Source organism: Bradyrhizobium sp. SUTN9-2 (genome assembly GCF_003122645.1).
In the GTDB taxonomy this organism is placed as follows: Bacteria; Pseudomonadota; Alphaproteobacteria; order Rhizobiales; family Xanthobacteraceae; genus Bradyrhizobium; species Bradyrhizobium yuanmingense.
In genome coordinates, this window is sequence record NZ_LAXE01000001.1 from 5,409,253 (window position 1) to 5,431,560 (window position 22,308).

The window sequence follows — 22,308 nt, forward strand, 5'->3', positions numbered from 1 at the left end:
CTATGGCTAAAGTCGCTTTCCTCGGTCTTGGCGTGATGGGCTTCCCCATGGCCGGACACCTCGTGAAAAAAGGGGGCCATGAGGTCACCGTCTACAACCGCACCGCGGCGAAGGCGAAGGAATGGGCGGACAAGTTCGGCGGCAAGACCGCGCCGACCCCGAAGGCCGCCGCCGAGGGTCAGGATTTCGTGATGTGCTGCGTGGGCAACGACAACGATCTGCGCGCGGTCACGATCGGCCCCGACGGCGCCTTCGCCGGCATGAAGAAGGGTGCGACCTTCGTCGACCACACCACTGCCTCCGCCGAGGTCGCCCGTGAGCTCGACGCGGCCGCGACCAAGGCCGGCTTCAAATTCGTCGACGCCCCCGTGTCCGGCGGCCAGGCCGGCGCCGAGAACGGCGTGCTGACGGTGATGTGCGGCGGCGCGCAGGACGCCTATTCCGGCGCCGAGCCGATCATCACGGGCGCCTATGCGCGGATGTGCAAGCTGCTCGGGCCCGCCGGAAGCGGCCAGCTGACCAAGATGGTCAACCAGATCTGCATCGCCGGTCTGGTGCAGGGCCTCTCCGAGGGCATCCATTTCGCCAAGAAGAGCGGCCTGGACGTCGCCGCTGTGATCGAGACCATCTCGAAAGGGGCCGCCCAGTCCTGGCAAATGGAGAACCGCTACAAGACCATGAACGAGGACAAGTACGATTTCGGCTTCGCGGTCGAATGGATGCGCAAGGACCTCTCGATCGCGCTGGCCGAAGCCCGCCGCAACGGCGCCAATCTGCCGGTGACCGCGCTCGTCGATCAGTTTTATTCCGAGGTCGAGAAGATGGGCGGCAAGCGCTGGGATACGTCGAGCCTGCTCGCACGCCTGCAACGCTGACGCTCTGTTGCGGCCTGGTTCGGCGTAGCCGGCTTTGAACTTCGTCGCGACCTCGGCCGCGACGAATTGTGTCGAGCGCACCGACCGAACAACCATAGACTTCCGGGGGGAGCCTTGCTTAGCGTGATCGCCGCCATCCTTGCTGTTGCCCGCGTCGAATTCGCGCCGGAGCTTCGACTCCGAACCGCCAGGATTGCCGCAGGTTTGGGCGTGCGGCGATCCCGGCTCATCGCGCGCCTGCTCCCGGTCGCGCTCCTGATCCTGGTTGGATCTCCTGCACAGGCGCTTGCCGCATCGCTCGATGGTGCCAGCATTGGCCCGCAATGGGCGCTTCCATTCGCGGGGATGCTGCTCTCGATCGCCATATTTCCGCTCGCCGCGCCTCACTTCTGGGAGCATCACCAAGGCAAGATTGCCGCGATGTGGGCCACCCTGATCGCGCTGCCGCTTGCAATCTGGTACGGCCCGCTTCCAACCGTCCAAGCGCTCGTTCATACGGCGCTGCTCGAATACGTCCCGTTCATTCTGCTGCTCCTCGCTCTGTTTACCGTCGCCGGCGGAATCGTGGTGCGCGGCAATCTTCACGGCTCCCCCGTCCTGAATACGCTGCTGCTCGCTCTCGGCACTCTGATCGCGAGCGTCATCGGCACGACCGGCGCCTCAATGGTCATGATCCGACCGGTGATCCGCGCCAATGACGATCGGCGGCACAACGCGCACGTCGTGATCTTCTTCATCTTTCTGGTGTCCAACATCGGCGGTTCGCTCTCCCCCCTTGGAGATCCCCCGTTGTTTCTGGGGTTCCTGCGCGGCGTGGATTTTTTCTGGACGACGACACACCTGCTTCCCCAGACCACGTTCGCGGCCTGGATTCTGCTCGCCCTGTTCTTTTGCATCGATACTTATCTCTATCGCAAGGAAGGCCGCGTCAAACCGGACCCAACTCCGGACAATCCCTTGCGGATCAGCGGCGGCCTCAACTTCGCTTTGATGGGAGTCATCATCGCTGCGATCCTCTTGAGTGCCAAGCTCGACCTCGGCGGATTTGAAGTTCTCGGCACGCATCTCCAGGTGCAGAATCTCCTGCGCGATGCCGTGATGATCGGAGTCGTGTTCGCATCTCTCGCCGTCACCTCGAAGGAGGACCACGACGCGAACGGCTTCTCTTGGGGCCCGATGATCGAAGTGGCAAAGCTGTTTGCCGCGATCTTCATCACCATCATTCCCGTGCTCGCGATTCTCAACGCCGGCAAATCCGGCGCGTTTGCCTCCGTCGTAAACATGGTCACCAACGCAGACGGCACGCCGAACAATGCCGCATATTTCTGGTTAACCGGCCTGCTCTCATCCTTTCTCGACAATGCGCCGACCTATCTGGTCTTCTTTGAACTTGCCGGAGGCGACGCCAAGCATCTGATGACGAACGGCGCCTTGACCCTTGCCGCGATTTCCGCCGGTGCGGTGTTCATGGGCGCAAACTCCTACATCGGCAACGCGCCCAATTTCATGGTGTACGCAATTGCCCGAGCGAGTGGTGTCGCAATGCCCGGCTTCTTCGGATACATGGCCTGGACCTCCGTCCTGCTGCTGCCGGTCTTCGGGTTGGTCACGCTCGTTTTCTTCAGATGATTGAAGCGCGGGTTGATGAAAGCGGCCGCCCGGACTGCGTATGAATTAACGTTCGGTTAACGTAATTCTTTAGCTCCTTAAGTCAGCTCTTAAGGATTTCTTGCCAGAGATAGACAATGCAGAAAGCCCGCGTCCGGCGTGGGCAGGAATCCGTGTTGCTTGATGAGTAACCCCGCTGAAAAGCCTGAGGTCGTGCAGCTTCCGGCCGAGCCGGTGAGCGCGCCATCGGCGAGCAGCCGAAGGGCTGCGGCGCAGCGGGTGCGCGAGGCGCGCGACAAGTTAACGTCGACCAGTGGAACCCGGCCGGCTTTCGACGCCGAGATGCTGCGGCAATACGCCCAGACCCGGCTGTCGGCCTCCTATGTCGTGATGCTCCTGGTGGTGGCGACCGGCGTGCTGTTCGGGCTATGGATGCAGCCGATCCCGGCCGCGGCCTGGACCGCGGGCATGCTCTGCATCCACAGCGCCATGATCCGCAGCTGCCGGCGCTTCCTGACCGAGCCCGCCTCGCCGGCCGCGACACGCGCATGGCGGACGCGCTTCGTCGTGCTCGACCTGCTCTATGGCCTGTGCTGGATGGCGATCCTGATCCATCCCGTGCTCGACATGGTCACGGAAACGCTGATGATGTTCTTGATGCTGCTGGTGATCGCAGTATCGAGCATGCTCGCGGCCAATCTGCCGATCGCAGCCCTCGCCGCCACGGCGCCGGTCGCGGTTGCGATGGCGCTGAGCTTCGTGACGACCGGATCGCTGGACAATTACATCCTGGCAGCGCTGTCGCTCGCCGCCGAAGGCTATTTCGTGCTGCTGGCGCACCGCCTGCACTCCTCCACCTTCGCCACGCTGGAAGCACGTGCGGAAAAGGACGCGCTGATCGGCGAGCTGGAGCAGGCCAAGGCAATCTCGGACGAAGCGCGCCACCGCGCCGAAGCCGCCAACGTCGCCAAGTCGCGCTTCCTCGCGCAGATGAGCCACGAGCTGCGGACGCCGCTGAACGCCATCCTCGGCTTCTCAGAGGTCATGAAGAGCGAGATTTTCGGCGCGCATGCGGTACCGGTCTACAAGGAATATTCCGCCGACATCCATAATTCCGGCGTGCACCTGCTCAACCTGATCAACGAGATCCTCGATCTGTCGCGGATCGAAGCCGGCCGTTACGAGCTCAACGAGGAAGCGGTGTCCCTGGTCGGCATCGTCGCCGATTGCCATCATCTGATGAAGCTGCGTGCCTCGAGCCGCGGCATCACCATCCACGAAGTGTTCGAGCAGGCGATGCCGCGGCTCTGGGCCGACGAGCGCGCGATCCGCCAGGTCGTGCTCAACCTGCTCTCCAACTCGATCAAGTTCACCCCGCAGGGCGGCGAGATCTGGCTCAAGGCCGGCTGGACCGCCTCCGGCGGACAATATCTCTCGGTGAGGGATTCCGGCTCCGGCATTCCCGAGGACGAGATCCCGGTCGTGCTCGCCTCGTTCGGCCAGGGCTCCAATTCGATCAAGTCGGCCGAACAGGGCGCCGGCCTCGGCCTGCCGATCGCCAAGAACCTGATCGACCTGCACGGCGGCACGTTCACGTTGAAATCGAAGCTGCGCATCGGCACCGAGGTGATCGTCACATTCCCGCCGGAGCGCGTGATGAGCGCGCTTGCCCCACTCTCGGACGATTCTCCACCGCTCCAGCCGGAGAGCTCCGTCGTGCCGGACGAGAAACGCCGGCCGCGGCACAAGCCGATCATGAGTGCCGGCACAGGCTCTTAACGAGATGCTTGCAGACATGCCCGATCATCCCTCACTATGTCCGTATGAGCAAAGAAACGCCGTGCGTCGCCGTGTGCATGATCGATCCCAAGACGAAGCTGTGCTTCGGCTGCGGCCGCACCTTGCCGGAGATCGCACGCTGGCACGCCATGGAGAGCGCGGACCGGCGCGCGATCATGGCCCTCTTGCCGGAGCGCATGACGGAAGCCGGACTAGTGCGGATCGCTGGATCCCCAAAGCACGTCTGATCCGCCTGCGTGCCCTTGGAGGCGCGCGATGATCCGCTTCCTGCTCGTCCTGATCATGCTCGCCGGCACGGCAGGTGCCGTCGTCGCCTATGGCGATCCCGACCAGATCGCGCGCGCCAGCCACAAGGTCTCGCATATTTTTCGCGCACAAGCCGCCTCCCCGGCGCCGGCCGTGCAGATCCCGCGTGGCCAGGGCGGCGAATTCACGCTGCGCGCGAAGATCAACGGCGTCACTGCGCCGATGGTGATCGATACCGGCGCGACGTCGGTGGTGCTGACCTGGGAAACCGCAAGGGCGATCGGGCTGCCGCTCGAGATGCTTGAATACGACGTCGATCTCGAGACCGCGGGCGGCCACACCAAGGCAGCGCGGCTCACGCTCGACCGTCTCGCCGTCGGCAAGCTGGTCGAGAAGTCGGTGCCGGCCCTCGTCGTGCAGCGCGGCCAGATGAAGACCAATCTGCTCGGCATGAGCTTCCTCGACCGGCTGGAAAGCTGGGGCGTGCGCGCCGACACGCTGATGCTGACAGGGTATCCGGAGCAGCAGCGCAGTCCCCGCCGCGCGCGCACGGCGGTCGACTAAAGCGCGATGCGATTAGGATGAATCGTCTCGCGCTTTAGGTTGTTGTTTGAACATGATCTTTTCGAAAAACCGCTGCGCACTTTTCCGGATCATGCTCCCGCTCATTTAGGCCGCCTCAGCCGGCGCGCGGGCCCCGACGCACGTGATCGCCTCGCGCAGCACGTCGAGACCGGCGCCGGGCTTCACACCCTGCTCGGCAAGATGCCGGCGGAACGCACGCGCGCCGGGCACAGCATGAAATGCGCCGACGAAATGCCGCGTGATCGCGTGCAGCCGCGTGCCGTGCGCGAGCTGCTCTTCGATGTAGGGCATCATCGCCTCGAGCGCGTCCTGCATGGTGGCGTGCGGCGCCGGCCCTCCAAAGATTTCGTGGTCGACCGCGAGCAGCCGCCACGGCTCCTGATAGGCGGCGCGGCCGAGCATCACGCCGTCGACATGGGCAAGATGCGCCTTTGCCTCGTCGATGCTCCGAACGCCGCCATTGATGATGACGGGCACATCGGACATCGCGCGCTTGAGCCGGTAGACGCGATCATAGTCGAGCGGCGGGATATCGCGGTTCTCCTTCGGCGACAGGCCGTTGAGCCAGGCCTTGCGGGCGTGCACGATCAACGCATCGCTCCCCGCGGCGACCACCGCACGCGCGAGCGCATCGAGCGCGACCTCCGGATCCTGATCATCGATGCCGATGCGGCACTTCACCGTGACGGGAACGGCGACCACGCGCTTCATCGCGTCGACGCACCTCGCCACCAGCTCCGGCTCGGCCATTAGACAGGCGCCGAAACGGCCATCCTTCACACGATCGGACGGGCAGCCGACATTGAGATTGATCTCGTCATAACCGAAGTCCTCGCCGATCCGTGCCGCCGCCGCGAGCTCGCGCGGATCCGATCCGCCGAGCTGAAGCGCCACGGGGTGCTCGACCGCGTCGAACCCAAGCAGCCGCACCCGGTCGCCGTGAATGATCGCGCCGGTCGTCAGCATCTCGGTATAGAGCAATCCCCGCCGCGTCAGGTGACGGTGGAACACCCGGCAATGCCGGTCGGTCCAATCCATCATGGGGGCCACGGAAAAGCGATGAGACAACATATGGATCATATAGACTTTCGAGCCCCCGACGGGAATAGCGGATTTCATGACCGTGCCGGGCCCGATGGCACGCTCTGCGAGCCAATCGGCGCGGGGAAGGCCGGCGCCAGACCAGACGGCAAGCGGTTCGCGGCAACACGGCGCGGCGCCGCGCTCGAACGCGTACACGTCGAACGCGACCAGTCCGCTGCCAGCGAGTAGCGCGCGAAGAGCATGCTCACTCACGTGGGCCGTCGGAAGATTTGCCTTGATCTCCCGGTGCACATGTCGTGGACACGATAGCCCCTAACCAACATGAGAGATCGAAAGCGAAATCAAGCACGCTATTGCAGCGCAGGCTGCTCCGATCAAGTCGCCATGCAGCAAATCTGTGCAGCGTGGTTGCGCCTGATCAGATCAGGCTTCGCCACTCGGCCGTCCTTACCTCGCTTGTTGCGGGCCACGAGGATTGGCGTACGCCGCGGCGCTACACCAAGCTCAAGCAGTAGCTCGCCTGCGAGCACTCGGGCGAGCTCGCTGGCTTCGACAGGGAGCGCCGGTCCAATGCTCAAGCTCGTGAGACAGCGTCTAAAAACAATCGACCTGCTTTGCGCCAGCGCATGTACCGCCTTAGCCACCAGCCGCCCGCGTGAAACGCGAGGGCAACGCCGATAAGGGGAGAGAACGAACGTTTCCTTTCCGAACGGAAGAACGTCGGAACGCAAAGCGGCAGATGACGCTATCGAGACTCTCATTCACGTCGCGCATGCGGTGTCCGTGAAAGGCCATCCAGTTCTCGATGTGACGCATGCCTGAACGTCCCAAGCCCGGCTGCGCCAGGAGCTCGGCCTTGGTGTGAAGCGACGCAATCTCGAGGAGGTAGTGCATGCGCGTCACGGGCTCTCTGCCAACCAACGCCGCAAGCGGACTGTGAACCAGAATGCCTGCAATCCGCTCAGGGAGAAGGCTTTGCCCCTGCTTGGGAACGAGAGCTTTCCTCACGGTCAATTCCAGCTAGACTTTCAGAAATTCCAAGATCGTTCTAAGAACTCCTCTAGCAAAGCCAATCGGCGTTGTCTCACACGTACACGCTGCGGTTGATCTCGATTAGACAGGTTCTAGATCGGGGAACCCCAAAGCGACAGCGGAACACGCCTGCAGGGTGACCGCGAGAACGCCGGCTATTGTGTAATGAGAACGGGACGATTCGTGATGCGTTTCAGTCTCCATCCGCGCAAGGCTTTTGGAGCTGCGATCTCTCCCGGATCGTGTTCTAGGCGATGAGTTCCCGGCGCGAGATTGTCGAGAGCAGAGACTCCGCAATCTCCTGCGACCGCACGGCAATCACCGAAAGCAGCGTGTCGCTCAGACCGTGAGAGGATTCCGAATAGCCCTGGAGGTGGATCTGCGGCCGGAACGCCGGATTGATCACGAGCCGGTAGTTGCGATCCAGCGCCGCATCGCGAATGTAGCGGCGGATCGGTTCGAGAAACCCGTGCGGCGTCTCCCTGTCGTATCCCGTCGCCAGCACGACCACGTCATAAGTCGAACGACGGTTTTCGCCGCGGAACTTGTCAATCACGCCGATCTCGATGCCGTCCGGTCCCGCATCCACATTGGAAATCTCGCTGCGGGGACGCAACATGACCCTTGTGTCGCCACCGACGCGCTGCTGGTAGAGCAGCCGATAAAGCTGGTCCAGCAGGTCGGCATCGACGACGGCGTAGTTGGTGTTCCGGAAGTTGCGGACGATCGCATCCCGCCGCTCGGCAGGCTGCGCGTAGACGAAGTCCGTATAGTCGGGGTTGAAGATCTCGTTGACGAAGGGACTGCTGTCGGACGGCTTGAGAGCATGGCCGCGGAAGATCAGATCGATATGCGCTTCGGGACATCGGCCATGAAGATCGACCGTTACCTCGGTCGCGCTCTGTCCGCCACCGACGACGGCCACACGCACGGACCGGCCGCGCGGGACAACGCGCTCGATCAGGTCGAGATAGCGGCTGGAATGCAGCAGCCTGCGATCGTCGGCAGCCTTGGCAAACACCTGCGGAACATAGGGCTGGCCTCCAACCGCGACCACGAGATTTCGCGCCAGCCGCACGGTCTCCCCGCCGGCGAGCGAGCGCGAATGCACCCGCAACGACGTCACCGTCTGCCCGGCCGTCACCGGCTCGACGGCGACGATGGTCTCGCCGTAAGCGGCCTGCGACTTGAAATGGCTCGCCACCCACTGCAGGTAATCGTTGAACTCGACCCTGCTCGGATAGAACGTCCGGCAGTTAATGAAATCCAGTAGGCGGCCGCGCTTATGCAGGTAGTTCACGAAGGTGAAGGGACTGGTCGGATCGCGCAAGGAGACCAGATCTTTGAGAAACGATATCTGCATGTCGCTGCCCGGAAGCAGCATGCCGCCATGCCAGGTGAAGTGCGGCTGCTTCTCCACGAACAGCGGCGTGCATTTCAGCCGTGATCGCTTCGCGCATTCGTCCAATGCGATGGCGAGCGCGAGATTGGAAGGCCCGAATCCGACGCCAATGACGTCGTGCTCGATCGCAAGTTGATGGGACATGAAGCCGCGCTCCGCTTGCGCTTTAAGACGAGACCGTTGGGCCGGCGGCTGCCGGAAGCCAAAGCCGATCGCCGAAGAAGCGCTCGCGCAACAGCATGACCAGGGTCGCGCGCTTATGGGGAAAGTTGAAGTTCTTGATCCTTGCGAATCCCGAGCGCTCGAGATTGCGAAGCTGCTGCGTATGCGCCGCCGCCGGCTCCCCGACGATCCGCTGCGTGCGGCAATCGTCGAGGAACATGTAGTGCATCAGAGACGGCAGCCACGCGCTGATGTAACGAGCGCCGCGAAAAGCGTCCTCGCCCACGACCACGTGCCATCCCCGGTCATAGTCGTCGGCATCATAGAACGGCGCAATGCGATTTTCCTTGGCCCAATAGAGCTCGAAATAGCCGAACGGCTGCTCGCCGAAGCAGCCGATCAACGGCAGCATATGAGGATCGGCCAGAATGCCGGCCAGATATCGCCGATGCTTGTCGAGATCGCCCGCCTCGTTCCAGAATGCATCGACGCGAGGATCGTTCATCCAGCGGTGCAACAAATGGAGGTCATTCTCGAGATCGGCCACGCGAAACGAGATGACCTCCGACAGCCAGGGAATGAAACGACCGTACACCTTTCCCGCCGGCTTCGCGGCGCGGCGCGGATGGCGCTTGCCGTCCGTCATGACGTGGAGTTGCGGCAATGGCGGTCGCCCGGGGTTGACCAGCCAGTTGTCCCGCCGCTGCATCACCAGTTCGGGCGGCAGCACCAGTCGCCCCTCGGACATGATGGCAAGACCACTCTCGGTCAGCTCTCGTGCAAGCGGCGCTCTTCCAGCGAAGTCCAGAACGAGCCGATCGGCGCCAGGTCGCCAGGCAAACAGCGCCTCGGCGGACGCCGACACCGCCCGTGCCGCAACCTCGCGGTCGTCCGAGGCATTCAGGATATCGAGGTGATCGACGCGCTCGCGCAGACGCAGTTCCAACGCGGTCACATCGGCGGCGACGACGCGAAGGCGATCGCCCTCCTGGAAAACGGTCTGAGCGGAATATGGGCCGACCGGGAACGCACGAGGTCCGGTCCCGGAATCCGAAGCCTTGTTCATCCGGCCCTCGCATCTCGATCATCGCTGAGGCGTGGTGTAGATCACTCGCCTACAGGCTGACAAGGAATGCGCGCACACGCAGATTAGATTCTCTACAAATCTGACGGCCTGTCGCAAAACGGGATCGTATGCCGTCATTTGTGCGACAGATGGCGCCAGCGGCTCGCTACATTGTGTCTAAAGCGGCGCATCGGTTGGAACTGCGGAAGGCCCAGCGACGTTGCTGGCCCTTGCCTCGCTTGCGACGATCTTGCCGTCGCGCAGCCGCACCAGATGATCCGCAATCCCGAAATAGCGATCATCGTGTGAAATCACGATGATGGTCTTTCCGAGACGCTTCAGATCGGGCAGCAGCTCCGTATAGAAGATGTGCCGGAACGCCGGATCCTGATCCGCGGCCCATTCGTCAAACACGAGCACGGGTCTTTCCTCCAGCCATGCATTCATCAGCGCCAATCGCTTGCGCTGTCCGGTCGACAGGTCCGTCGTCGTGAACACGCCGTTCTCGACCGAGACCTTGTGCGCGACCTCCAGCCGCTGGAGATAGCGTTCCGCCACATCAGGAACCACGCCCTCTCCACGAATGAGATCCTCAAACAGATAATAGTCGGAGAAGATGGTCGTGAAGAGCTGGCGGTAATCGTCGCGTGTCTCCGTCAGGACCGGCGAACCGTCGCGCAGCACGGCGCCGCCATGCGGAGCATAAAGGCCCAGCAACAACTTGATCAGGGTCGTCTTTCCACTGCCGTTCTGTCCCACGATGAAGACGATGTCGCCTTGCCGAACGAACAGATCAACCGGCCCGAGGACAAAGGGATCGCTGCCCGGCACGGCGCGAAAAGCATAGGTTACGCCGCGGAGCTCGATGGATTCGATGGCGGTCTTGCCGGGTGCAGCGGGCGCACTGGCCAGCAGATCGTGCTCGGGGCTCGAGAACTGCCCCGAGAGCTCCGCAATGCGGCGCATCGCGACCTGGGCGCGACCGAGCGCCGGCAGGATGCCGATGACCTGGTCAATAGGCCCGCGCATAAAGAGCAGCACCAGCACGAACCCGCTGGACACCGCAGCGGGACTGTCGGGCCACAGGAACGGTCGCAAGGTCAGCGCCACGCCGATCACGACGAAGAACAGCATCGTCCCGAACGCCCGCGCCGTCACGAACAGATTGATCGACCTGATCTGCACCGAGCTGATCCGGTCGACGGTCTGCTGGAGCTGCTCGACATAGACGCGGCGACGGCGCACGCGATTAAGGCGCAGCTCCTTGGCACCTTCGGCGATCGCGCGATACTGCTTATGCAGCTGATCTTCGGCCTCTCGCGCGGTGCTGAAGCCGCGAACGCCGCGCGTCCTCGCATATCCATGCGCCAGCGATCCCAGCACGATGACGACTCCCGTGATCAGGAAAAGCTGCCAAGACAGCACCGCCAGGTAAACCATGCAGCCGAGCGCGATCACGAGCGACACGAAAAAGGACGAAAAGAAGAACGCGAAATCGCTGATCGTGTCGACGTCCTGCGTGAGAACCGGGATCAGGCGATGCGTCCGGTAGATTTCGAGCTGATCGATCGGCGCAGCCAGGATTTTGGCGGCGAGCGACTTACGAAGCTCGGCGATGATCCGCTGTCCGACATAATTGGCGCTGATGTCGGCGCCAATGGAACCGATCAGGATCAGAAGGCACAGGCCAGCGAAGGCGAAAAACAGCGTTACCACGTCGGCCCGCGTGGCATAAAGCCCATGATTCACGACCGCGAGCAACGCCGCGACGGAGGCACCGCCGACCACTCCGAGAACGCTGCCGCCGAGCACGAGTGGCCAGTAGGGCCGCAGGAGCTGCAGGATCTGCGTCGTCAGGCCGCTTCGTGAGTTCATGATGAGAGCCGCGCTGGAGGAGACCTGAAGCGAACCTATATGGCCGGACAAGCCGTGCCGAAGTGATGCGAATACATGATGGCAGCACCGCAACTCCAGCGGTTATTTTCGCTGCTCTTTCGATGGATTCTAATTTGGGATCGGCAATGCCTTTAATATGATGCGGGTAGTATCGCTTTTGCATCGCAGCCGGCGAGCGAGCAGGATTTTTGATCCAGAGCCGTGCCAGGCCGCGACATCCGGACATTTGAAGCGCTTGCAGGCTGGCATCGGACAGGCCGGTGGAGAATGAGTTTGGACTTGCTGATCTCCGAAACCCGCATCGCGCTTCCCGACGCCGCCGGCCTCGCCGCGCGGATGATCGATCATCTGGCCGAGCATGACATCGCCTTCGAGGACCGGGACGGTCTCATGGTGGCGAAACTGCCGTTCGGCACCAGTTCCCTCGCCGTCGAGGCCGAAGCGCTCAAGATCCGCGTCGAGGCCAACGACAAGGGCAATCTGGAAATGCTGCGCTCGGTCGTCGCCTCGCATGTGATCGAGTTCGCGGGCGACATTGCCCCAACCATCATTTGGTCAGGTCACGAATCCAACGGCGGCACGCTGGCCAATTTCCGTGAAGTGCGGCTGAAGGCCGCGATCACCCTGACGCCGCACATGCGGCGGCTGACCTTCACGGGCGACGATATCGCCCGTTTCGTGAATGACGACGATCTGCACGTGCGGCTGTACTTCCCGCCCGAGGGCCTCGCCAAGCCCGAATGGCCGTGGCCCGCGCCCGACGGACGTATCCTGTGGCCGGAGCCCGACCGCAGGCCCGTCACCCGTTATTACACGATCCGTCGCATCGACTTGCAGAGCCGCGAGATCGACATCGATTTCGTGGTCCATGATCATGCCGGGCCGGGCTCGGCGTTCGCGGTGAACGCGACGGCCGGTGCCATCTGCGGCATGGCCGGCCCGCTCGGCCGGGGCATTCGTCCGGCGCGCTGGGTGCTGCTGGCGGGCGACGAAACCGCCCTGCCCGCCATCGCGCGAATTCTGGAGACGCTGCCGGCGACGGCGACGGGTGAGGCCTTTATCGAGGTCGCGGATCGGCGCGAGGAAGTTCCGCTGGTCGCCCCGGCCGGGGTAGCGATCCGCTGGTTGCATCGCGAGGGCCGTCCAGCCGGGACGACGCAGCTCCTGGTCGACGCCGTCAAGGCAGTGCGATGGCCGGACCATCGGGACGTCTTCGCCTGGATCGCGTGTGAGGCGCAGGCGCTGAAGACCCTGCGCAACCATCTGCGCGATGAGCGAAAGCTTTCCCGTGACCAGCTTCTGGCCGTCGCCTATTGGAGCCTACGCCAGCCATGACGATCCAACACGCGCAGACGAGCGAAAGGACGCTCGCCTTGCCCGACGTCACGCAGGCCTCACTGGAAGCGCCCGCGCCCTTGTTCCAGCTCGACCAGGTCGGCTTCGCCGTGGCCGGGCGCCCGCTGCTCGAACCGCTGACGCTATCTCTTCCCGCACGCAGCGTCGTCGGGCTGATCGGCCATAATGGCTCCGGCAAATCGACCTTGCTGAAATTGTTGTCGCGCCAGCAGCCGAGCTCGTCGGGAATGATTCGTTTCGAAGGCCGCGCACTGCGCGCCTGGAGCGATCGGGACTATGCCCGCAAGGTCGCCTACCTGCCGCAGCAGACGCCGCCCGCCGCCGGCATGCTGGTCAAGGAGCTGGTCGCACTCGGTCGCTATCCCTGGCACGGCGCGCTCGGACGGTTCGGTGACATCGACCGCGAGAAGGTCGCAAACGCCATGGCGTTGACCCATATCGAACCCTTTGCGGATCGCCTGGTCGATACGTTGTCCGGCGGCGAGCGCCAGCGGGCGTGGATCGCCATGCTGGTTGCGCAGGATGCCGAGTGCCTGCTGCTCGACGAGCCGACCTCGGCGCTCGACATCGCTCATCAGATCGAAGTGCTGGCGCTGGTCAGGCAGCTCGCCCGCGAGCGCAATCTCGGCGTGGTCGTGGTGCTCCACGACGTCAACATGGCCGCCCGCTTCTGCGACGAGATCATCGCGCTGCATTCCGGGAAGCTGATCGCGCGCGGCACACCGGACAAGATCATGACGCCGGCCGAGCTCGAAACCATCTACGGCATCCCCATGGGCGTGATGCCGTCGCCGGACCATGGCCATCTCATCAGCTTCGCGCGGTGAGCGCCGTCAACCGCGCTGCGGGCGCAGCAGCCAGATGAGATAGGGTCCGGCAAGCATCATGGCGAAGATGCCGGCGGGCATCTGGAACGGGAAGATCACCATGCGTCCGGCCCAATCCGCCGTCACCATCAGGATCGCCCCGATCAACGCGGCCAGCGCCGCCTGATGCAGCGCGCGCTGCGCCCCCATCATCCGTGCCATATGCGGCGCGATGAAGCCGACCAGGCTCAGAAGACCAACCATCAGCGTGGCCGTCGCCGTCAGCAACGCCGTCAGCAGCATGATGATGACGCGGCTCCGCGTCAGCGAGATGCCGATCGAACGCGAGGTCGCAGATCCCAGCGGCAGGATATCAAGCCAGCGGGACAGCATTGGCACCATGATCAGCAGAACGAGCGCCGCGGCGGCGAGGATTGCGGCCTCGGCCGGGCCGATCTGGTAGAGCGAGCCTGTCAGCAGCGACAGCAGCGTGCCGATGCGGGGATCGCCGGTCGCCAGCGCCATGGCAATGATCGCACCGAATGCCGCGCTCATGGCGACGCCTGCCAGCAGCACGCGCTCCGGACTGAACTCGGACCGCCGGCTGAACAGCAGCACCAGCGCCAGCACAATGAAGGCGCCGATCCCGGCCGCTGCAATCTGCTCCAGCCGGGTGTGGGCGGGAAAGAGATAGAGCAGAACGATCACGCCCATCGCGGCGCCATAGCTGATGCCCATGACCTCCGGCGCGGCCATCGGGTTTCCGGTCATCCGCTGCAGCAGCGTGCCGGCGACCGCCAGCGTCGCGCCAGCTGCCAGCGCCGACACCACGCGCGGCCAGCGCCACGGCCAGAATTCCTGCAAGCCCGACAGGCCGCTCCAGCGCCAGCCGTCGGAGCCGACCCCGAGGCCGAGTGCGATCCAGACGGCAAGCAGCAGCAAGACGAACGCGAACAGGATCACGCGCCAGGGATGATCGAGCCGCGCCGGAACGGATGGCGTGAGGTTTCCCATCGGCATGGCGGCCCGCAGCCGCGGCAGCAGCACGAGCAACATTGGCGCGCCGATCAGGGCCGTCACCGCACCGGCCGGCATTTCGCGATAGCCGGGCGGGATCAGAAGCACGAGCTGATCCGTCAGCCACAGCAGCAGGGCGCCGCAAAGTGGCGCCCAGATCAGCCGGTCGCGAAAGCGGCGCGCGCCTGACAGCATGACGATGGCCGGCGCGGACAAACCGACAAATCCCATGACGCCGACCACGCTGACGACTGACGCACTGAGCGCGATCGCGATGACGAGCGCGAAGACCCGGGCCCTCGTCAATCCGAGGCCGAGATTGCGCGCGGTCTCGTCGTCGAAGCCGAGCAGGGTCAGCGGACGAACCATCGCCGCGATCAGCACGATCGAAATCAGCAGCCGCGGCGCCAGGAACGTGACGTTGCTCCAATCCTGCTGATTGAGGAAGCCGGCGCCCCAGATGAACAGACCGATCAGATATTCGTGGTTGAGCAGCACCAGCGCCTGGGTGGTCACCGCGCAGTAGTAGCTGACGATCAATCCAGCCAGCACCAGGACGACGGGCGACAGCGCACGTTTCCAGGTCAGCCCGAACACGCACAGGAACGCAGCGAACCCGCCGCACAGCGCAACCCACTCCCGGCCGAAGGCCAGGAGCGACGGCGCCCACAGCGTCGTCACGGCCAGCGCAAGATAGGCGCCGTTCAGGACGCCGATAGTGCTCGGCTCCGCAAGCGGATTGCGCAACACCTGCTGAGAGACCGCGCCGGCAAGACCGAGGGCTGCGCCGGCCAGCAGCGCCACTGCGATGCGCGGAAAAACGGTGTAGTGCACGAGCATCTGCTGGGGATCGGTGACCTCGGGCCGCCACAACACCGGCAGCCAGGCGCCTACGGGCAGATATCCGGACAGGTTCCGCCAGGTCAGCGCGGCCGCGGCTGCCAGCAGCAAGCCGATCAGCACCGCCGGATGCATCTCCAAGCCGGACCGGGCCGGCAATGCCTCAACCTTGCTCATGGCTTTCCCGCGGCAGACGTTCGGCGAGAAGGCGGGCGAAACGTTCGGCCGCCGGCACGCCGCCATAGAAGAACTGGTTACCCAGGACCGTCAGCCGATGCGACCGAAGAGACGGCAGGGTTTGAAGCACAGGGCTTGCCTTCAGCAGCGCTTCGACATCGGCGACCCGCGAGGTCATCAACACCAGCCGCGCGTCCGGAACCGCGGCGAGCACTTCGAGCCCAACACTGGTATGGCCCCATGGGCCGCTCTGTCCTGTCCAGGCATTCCTCAATCCGCACTGATCGAGCACCTCCTGATAGAGGCTGTTCGGACCGAACACGAGCGCGCGGTTGCGCGCGATCTCGCTGACGAGATAGAGCGGCTTGCCGCCGCGACCCCGGAGCCGCTCACGATAGCCGGCCATGGCGACGTCGAAACGGGCGAAATAGGCTTCGCACGCCGACTGCACCCCGAGGCGTTTGGCAAGCTCCAGCGTCGAATGGCGCGCCGTGTCGAGAGGATGCCCGCCGGGTCTGAAGATCGTGAACGTTTCGACCGGCGCGATCAGCTTGAGCCGGGGGACGGCGGCCGCAATGCTGGGATCGATGACGATGATGTCGGGCGCGAAGCTCTGCAGCAGTTCGAGATTTGGCTCCGAACGCAGACCGATTTCCTGAACCGCGGACGGAACGGGCGGCTCGACGACGAGCCGGCCATAGCGCTCGATCTCCGGAATCACCAGCGGCACGACGCCGAGCGCCAGGATCGTCTGGGCACAGGCCCAGCCGAGCGCGGCGACCCGGGGCCCGGATTGCGATCCAGCGGTTTGGGCAAACGCCATGGGCCATGGACCCGCAAGGGCCGTGCCTCCGATCGCTGCGCCCGCGCCGAGGAGCGCACGGCGGGACAGCCTATGGTCTGGAATAGACGTGCTCATGGGATCCGTTCAGGCGCCTCTCGCAGAGAGGCCGCGAGAGATGATGATCATGACATACTTTGGCTCACGCTGCATTCCATGTCAGGCCGCCTTTTCGCCAGCGGCGAGAAAGGCCTTGGCCAGCGCCCGCCCGATCGCCGCCCGCGCCTGCAAGGCATCGGCCACGACATTCCCCATGCGAAGGAATTCATGGATCATGCCGGGATAAACGTGCAGATCGACGGGAACACCGGCCGCCGCCAAGCGGGCTGCATAATCGTTTCCCTCGTCCACCAGCGGATCGAACTCGGCGAGGACGATGCATGCGGGAGCGAGGCCCGACAAATCATCCGCTGCGAGCGGTGCGAAACGCCAATCGTCGCGATCCGACTCGTCGCGGAGATATTGCCGGAAGAACCAATCGACGGTGCTACGCTCCAGAAGATGGCCGGTACCGTAGCGCTCGTAGGATGCGGAGCTTTGTCGGGAGCTGAGACCGGGATAAGCGAGAACCTGAAGCACCGGCGGCGGAAGGCCCGTGTTTGTCCTCGCTTCGATCGCGAGCGCGGCGGCAAGCGTTCCGCCGGCGCTGTCGCCGCCGACGGCGACCCGGCGGGGATCGAGCCCGATCGCGCGGCCCTCGAGGCCGATCCAGGTCAGCGCATCGACTGCATCCTCGAAAGCGGTCGGAAACTTGTGCTCCGGTGCGAGCCTGTAGCCGACCGACAGCACGGCCGCACCGCTGTCCTCGGCGAGGCCGCGGCACAATGGCTGATGCGAATCGAGGCTGCCGACGACGAAGCCGCCGCCGTGCATGTAAAGAAGAACAGGAATGGGAGTGCGTTCGCTCGGCTGCGCGCTCGCATAGAGCCGCGCCTCGATGATCGCGCCATCCCGCACCGGCAGCGACAAACGCCGCTCGTAGGCAAGCGCCGGCGGATCGACGTCGAGCAGCGGCGAGGACGCATCGAAATCGGCCCGCGCCTGCGCAGCAGTCAATTGCGGAAACGGAACGCGCGCGCCGCTTTCGGTGCCGGCCTGCACCATCTCGAGCAATGCCGCGATATCTGGATCAAGACTCAAAGACTTACTCCGCTGGCTCCGGGACCGTATCCTGCGCGATCGTCGACGCCTCCGCCGGCACGAGCAGACCGCAGATCTCATCGAGCAGGCCGGCATCCCTCAGGATCGTGAAATGGTTGTCGCCGACGAAGCCGCGATCGACCGCCTTCGGCATCTGCGATTCCAGCCGATCACGCTGTGCCAGACGGATCGAGGTCCACCAGCAGAGCGGCGTGGCTTCCAGGCCCCGCGGCAGCGCTGTGTTCTGCGCCAGCCTGTTGAGGTGCCGTCCGACTGCGAATGCAGCGGACAAATCATCGGCGCCGAGCGAGGCGTCGTTCGCTCTCACGCTCCTGCTCTGCTCCACAACAGAGGCGACCAGATCGCGGATGCGCTCCGGCGTCTCCGGCAAATCAGCGCGTTTCGCTGCCTCGACCTGCGCCTTGATGCGAGAGGCCGCAGCGCTCGGAAGAACCGCGGACAGCAATCCTGCGAGATCGTCGGCCCAGTGTGCCATCGACTCCTGCCGGTTCGGTCCGTCCGGCTGCCGCGGCACGAAGCTGTCGACCAGCGCGAGACGATCGACGCGCTCACCGCCGCGTTCGAGCTCGGCCGCGACGAGACCGACCAGCAGTCCTCCCAAGGACCAGCCGACCAGGCTATAGGGACCGCGCGGCTGCATCCGCCTGATCTCGGCCGCGTAGTCCACGGCCATGGCTTCGAGGGAGGCGTCGGTCCACGAGGGATCGACCAGCATTCTCGATTGCAGCCCGATCAGCTGCCGGTGCCCTTCGAGGCGGCGCGCCAGCGGCCCGTAGTCGAACACTGTGCCGAAGCCCCCATGCACAGCGAAGACCGGGTTCACGCCGCGAACCGCGGCATTCAGCGGCAGCAGCGCCGATGGCGCGGGTGCGACGGCGGACGCCGCGGTGGCGCTGCCGGCGAGCAAGGCGCGGATCGTCGGCTTCTGAAGCAGATCGCGCAGCTTGATCTCGATCCCGAACGTCTTGTCCTGACGGACCCGCGCCACGACCTTGAGGCACAGGATTGAATTGCCGCCAAGCTCGAAGAAATTGTCGGTGACGCCGACCTGCGGCACCTCCAGGATCTCGGACCACAGGCGCGCCATTGCAATCTCTGCCGGGGTTCGCGGGGGGACGAAGCTCCGCATCGACGCATCGGAAGCCGGCAATGCACGCCGGTCGATCTTGCCGCTCGACAATATCGGCAACCGCTCCAGCACCACGATCCGAGCCGGCACCATATAGGCCGGCAGGACGAGCTTCAGGAAACCGGTCAAGCGCTCGACCAGCGTCTCGGCCGCATCAGGCGCGGCGTCATCTGCCGCCTTCGGCGCGACATAGGCAATGAGCTGATTTCCGGCTGCACTCGGCACTGCCACCACCGCCGCCTGCGCAATCGCCTCATGACGAAGCAGCGAGGTCTGGATCTCTCCGAGCTCGATCCGGAAGCCGTTGACCTTGACCTGGTCGTCGCTGCGGCCGAGATATTCGACGGTGCCATCCTCGCGCCATCGCGCCAGATCGCCGGTGCGGTACAGCCGCGCTCCCGGGGTCGACGAGAATGGGTCAGGCACGAAGCGCTCTGCGGTCATACCGGCCTTGCCGTGATAGCACCGTGCCAGCCCAAAGCCGCCGAGATAAAGCTCGCCGGCGACTCCGGCGGGAATGATGTCGAGCGCGGCATCGAGAATGTAGGCACGGCGATCTCCGACCGGCACGCCGATCGGCGCGTAGGGCGTGTCGCATTCCGACGCGCCATCGACTTTCCAGACCAGCGGCGTGACGACGGTTTCGGTCGGACCATAACCATTGATCAGAATGCGTGGCTTGAGAACGCGCCTGACCTTGTCGAAGCCCGCCTTCGGCATCGCCTCGCCGCCGAACGAGTAGAGCTTGACCGGCGGTGGATTGCCGCTCTGCTCGACGCAATCGGCGACCTGCTGGAGGTAGGCCGGCGGCAATCCGATATGGCTGACGCGATGGGCGTGCAGGTTCTCGACGGTCTGTTCCGGCGTCCACAATTCGGCGTCACGCATCAACAGCCGTGCGCCATGCGACAGAACTGTGAGCCAGCGCTCATGGGCGCCGTCGAAGGCCAGCGAGAGGAAATGCAGCTCGCAGGAGCTCTCGTCGATCTCGTAGAGGCTGCCCGTGACGTGACAGTGCATCGCCAGCGGTCCGTGGGCGACAGCGACGCCCTTTGGCGTCCCCGTCGAGCCCGAGGTGTAGATCAAATAGGCAAGGTTTTCCGGATGCAGTTCGGGCTGCGGCGGATGGTCCGGTCCCGCGTCGAACTCGAACGAAGACAAGGAAATTCGCTCCATGCCGTCCGGGCTGCCCTCGATTTCGAGCGGACCCGTCAACAGGAACGCGATTGCGGCATCGCGCATGACGAACGCGCGCAGCTCCGAGGGCAGCTCGGGATCGAGTGGAACGTAGGCCCCACCCGCCTTGAGCACGGCCAGCAGCGCAATCATCGTGGCAGCAGTTCGCTCGACCACCACGCCGACGCGCTGCTCGGGCTTGAGCCCCCGGGCGATCAGGTGATGCGCCAGACGGTTGGCCCTGCGCTCGAGGTCTCCGAACGAGAGCACCGAGCTGCCGATTGTCAACGCCGTCCGCTCCGGGAGACGCCGCGCATGGCTGCTGATCGCCTCATGCACCAGCGGCAGCGGAGCGCTCGACGTCGCGTGCCGATTGCAACGATCTGCAAGAGCGGCATCGAGCTCCGTGACGGGATCGATGCTACCAAGCAAGGCCGCGGCATCCCGCGTCAGCTCCGCCAGCAAGTGCTCGAACTGCACCTTGATCTGGGTCGCCTGCACCGCGGTGAAATGGCTCGGCATATAGGTGTATTCGACCTGAAGCGTGTCTTCGACCAGCACCGAGAGGTCCATCGGATAGTTCGTCACGTCGACATTCTTCAGACCGCTGAACTGCAACCCGCCTGCACCGCGGTGCATGCTGCGTTCGATCGGATAATTCTCGAAGACGATGATGCTGTCGAACATGGTCTGACCGGCGCGGCCGGCCCAGCCCTGGATGTCATAGAGCGGCGTGTGCTCGTAGTCCCGGATCGCCGAATTGCGGTCCTGCAGCGCGCGGAGCCATTCACCGATCGGGCTTTCGGGCGGAATCGTATCGATCACGGGCAGCGTGTTGATGAAGAGCCCGAGCATCTGCTGCGATCCGTCGAGACCGGCCGGACGACCGGCCACGGTTACGCCGAATGTGACTGTGTTCTGGCCCGTATAGCGTTGCAGCAGCAGCGCCCACACGCCCTGGACGACGGTGTTCAGCGTGATCCGTTCGCGGCGCGCGAACGCCTTCAGCTCCGCGGTCGCGGCCTCTCCGAGACGCGTGTAACAGCGTTCGTGGCCGGATGCCTGATGGCGGCGCGCGCCGAAGGCGTCGGCGAGCTGCGTTGGCTGATCAAAGCTCCTGAGTTGTTCACGCCAGAAAGCTTCGGCAGCCTTGGCGTCCTGCGCCTGCAGCCAGGCGATATAGTCGCGGTAGCGCGTCGCGTTCGCGGCAGCAGCGCCGCCGTAATAGCACTCCAGGACTTCTCCGACGAACCTTGCCGAGCTCCAGCCGTCCATCAGGATGTGATGATAGGTCCAGATCAGCCGATACAGGTGGTCCTGGAGGCGCAACATCCGCACCCGCTGGAGCGGCGGCCTCTGGAGATCGAACTCGGCGGCGCGCTCATCGGCAAGAGCCGCCGCAATTCTTTCATCACTGATCGCCTGCCCTCGCCAGTCCACCTGTGCGAACGGCACGATGGCGTCGCGATAGACGGCTTGCAGCGGGGAGCCGGAGAGCTCACGCCAGAGGAAGCCGGTCCGCAGCATCTGGTGACGCGCGCTCACCTCGCGCCACGCTGTGCCGAGCCGTTCCGGGTCGAGGCCCCGGATCTCGACACTGACCTGGTTGACATAAACGCCGCTGCCGGCATCGCGCAGGCTGTGAAACAGCATGCCCTGCTGCATCGGCGACAGCGGATAGACGTCCTCGACGCGGCTCCAGTTCAGACCGAGCCGTTCGAGCTGCTCGCTGGAGAGTCCCGCCAGCGAACCGCGCTCCGATGCGCGGTCTTCCTTGTCGGGCTCGACATCTCGGGACGACGCAATCAGCAGCTCGATGGTTTGATGCCGGAACACGTCGCGCGGCTCGATGAGCACGCCTTCGCGCCGCGCGCGGCTCACCATCTGCAGCGAGATGATGGAATCGCCGCCGAGCTCGAAGAAATTGTCGGTGACACCGATATTGGGCTGGCGCAGCAGATCGGCCCAGATCGCGGCCAATGCAGCCTCCGCCGGCGTGCGCGGCGCCACATGCTGGGCGGACGCCGCGAGCTGATCCGGCGCCGGCAAGGCCTTGCGGTCGATCTTGCCGTTCGGCGTCAGCGGCAGA

General features: G+C 64.4%; 15 protein-coding genes. 7 read left to right on the forward strand and 8 right to left on the reverse strand.

What is annotated here, in order from left to right; all coding sequences use genetic code 11:
* Positions 1–2: 2 nt before the first annotated feature.
* The 5 genes from XF30_RS25235 to XF30_RS25255 all read left to right on the forward strand — a co-directional run bounded on the left by XF30_RS25235 (position 3) and on the right by XF30_RS25255 (position 5,093).
* Entirely contained in the window at positions 3–875 is an 873-nt protein-coding gene (locus XF30_RS25235; RefSeq protein ID WP_036001597.1) for an NAD(P)-dependent oxidoreductase, read from the forward strand.
* Between the two features lie 228 nt (positions 876–1,103).
* On the forward strand, positions 1,104–2,504 hold the full coding sequence (locus XF30_RS25240; RefSeq protein WP_420886316.1) for a sodium:proton antiporter: 1,401 nt from the start codon (positions 1,104–1,106) through the stop codon (positions 2,502–2,504).
* Between the two features lie 162 nt (positions 2,505–2,666).
* On the forward strand, positions 2,667–4,262 hold the full coding sequence (locus XF30_RS25245) for a sensor histidine kinase (protein ID WP_036001601.1): 1,596 nt from the start codon (positions 2,667–2,669) through the stop codon (positions 4,260–4,262).
* A 44-nt stretch (positions 4,263–4,306) separates the two neighbouring features.
* Positions 4,307–4,510, forward strand: a complete 204-nt coding sequence (locus XF30_RS25250) for a DUF1289 domain-containing protein (RefSeq protein WP_036001604.1) — start codon at positions 4,307–4,309, stop codon at positions 4,508–4,510.
* 28 nt (positions 4,511–4,538) lie between these two features.
* Positions 4,539–5,093, forward strand: a complete 555-nt coding sequence (locus XF30_RS25255) for a TIGR02281 family clan AA aspartic protease (RefSeq protein ID WP_036001607.1) — start codon at positions 4,539–4,541, stop codon at positions 5,091–5,093.
* Positions 5,094–5,198: 105 nt separating this feature from the next.
* On the opposite strand, the gene dusA is transcribed toward XF30_RS25255, so the two are convergent.
* The 4 genes from dusA to XF30_RS25280 all read right to left on the reverse strand — a co-directional run bounded on the left by dusA (position 5,199) and on the right by XF30_RS25280 (position 11,695).
* Complete coding sequence (gene dusA, locus XF30_RS25260) at positions 5,199–6,185, reverse strand: tRNA dihydrouridine(20/20a) synthase DusA (protein WP_225187467.1); 987 nt, start codon at positions 6,183–6,185, stop codon at positions 5,199–5,201.
* Positions 6,186–7,437: 1,252 nt separating this feature from the next.
* Positions 7,438–8,736: a lysine N(6)-hydroxylase/L-ornithine N(5)-oxygenase family protein gene (locus tag XF30_RS25270; protein ID WP_109144158.1), complete on the reverse strand. Its 1,299-nt coding sequence runs from the start codon at positions 8,734–8,736 to the stop codon at positions 7,438–7,440.
* 22 nt (positions 8,737–8,758) lie between these two features.
* The gene (locus tag XF30_RS25275; protein ID WP_109144159.1) at positions 8,759–9,820 is read right to left on the reverse strand and encodes a GNAT family N-acetyltransferase; all 1,062 of its coding nucleotides are present in this window, start codon (positions 9,818–9,820) and stop codon (positions 8,759–8,761) included.
* Positions 9,821–9,997: 177 nt separating this feature from the next.
* On the reverse strand, positions 9,998–11,695 hold the full coding sequence (locus tag XF30_RS25280; RefSeq protein WP_109144160.1) for a cyclic peptide export ABC transporter: 1,698 nt from the start codon (positions 11,693–11,695) through the stop codon (positions 9,998–10,000).
* 294 nt (positions 11,696–11,989) lie between these two features.
* On the opposite strand from XF30_RS25280, the gene XF30_RS25285 reads away from it, so the two are divergent.
* Together XF30_RS25285 and XF30_RS25290 are read left to right on the forward strand one after the other, a co-directional pair.
* Positions 11,990–13,051: a siderophore-interacting protein gene (locus XF30_RS25285; protein ID WP_158284413.1), complete on the forward strand. Its 1,062-nt coding sequence runs from the start codon at positions 11,990–11,992 to the stop codon at positions 13,049–13,051.
* A complete protein-coding gene (locus XF30_RS25290) occupies positions 13,048–13,899 on the forward strand; it encodes an ATP-binding cassette domain-containing protein (protein ID WP_109144162.1) in 852 nt (283 codons plus the stop codon). Before XF30_RS25285 ends, XF30_RS25290 begins: the two co-directional genes overlap by 4 nt.
* Positions 13,900–13,905: 6 nt before the next feature.
* Here the strand turns inward: XF30_RS25290 and fhuB are convergent, their stop codons facing one another.
* The 4 genes from fhuB to XF30_RS25310 all read right to left on the reverse strand — a co-directional run.
* Positions 13,906–15,912 (reverse strand): Fe(3+)-hydroxamate ABC transporter permease FhuB, encoded by a 2,007-nt coding sequence (gene fhuB / locus XF30_RS25295; protein ID WP_204524525.1) that lies wholly within the window; start codon positions 15,910–15,912, stop codon positions 13,906–13,908.
* Positions 15,899–16,735: an ABC transporter substrate-binding protein gene (locus XF30_RS25300; RefSeq protein WP_051056848.1), complete on the reverse strand. Its 837-nt coding sequence runs from the start codon at positions 16,733–16,735 to the stop codon at positions 15,899–15,901. The genes fhuB and XF30_RS25300 overlap by 14 nt, the downstream gene beginning before the upstream one ends.
* A 177-nt stretch (positions 16,736–16,912) precedes the next feature.
* On the reverse strand, positions 16,913–17,893 hold the full coding sequence (locus XF30_RS25305) for an alpha/beta hydrolase (protein WP_036022205.1): 981 nt from the start codon (positions 17,891–17,893) through the stop codon (positions 16,913–16,915).
* A gap of 4 nt (positions 17,894–17,897) precedes the next feature.
* Positions 17,898–22,308: non-ribosomal peptide synthetase (locus XF30_RS25310; protein ID WP_146207810.1), on the reverse strand; the 4,411-nt coding region annotated here is incomplete at its 5' end.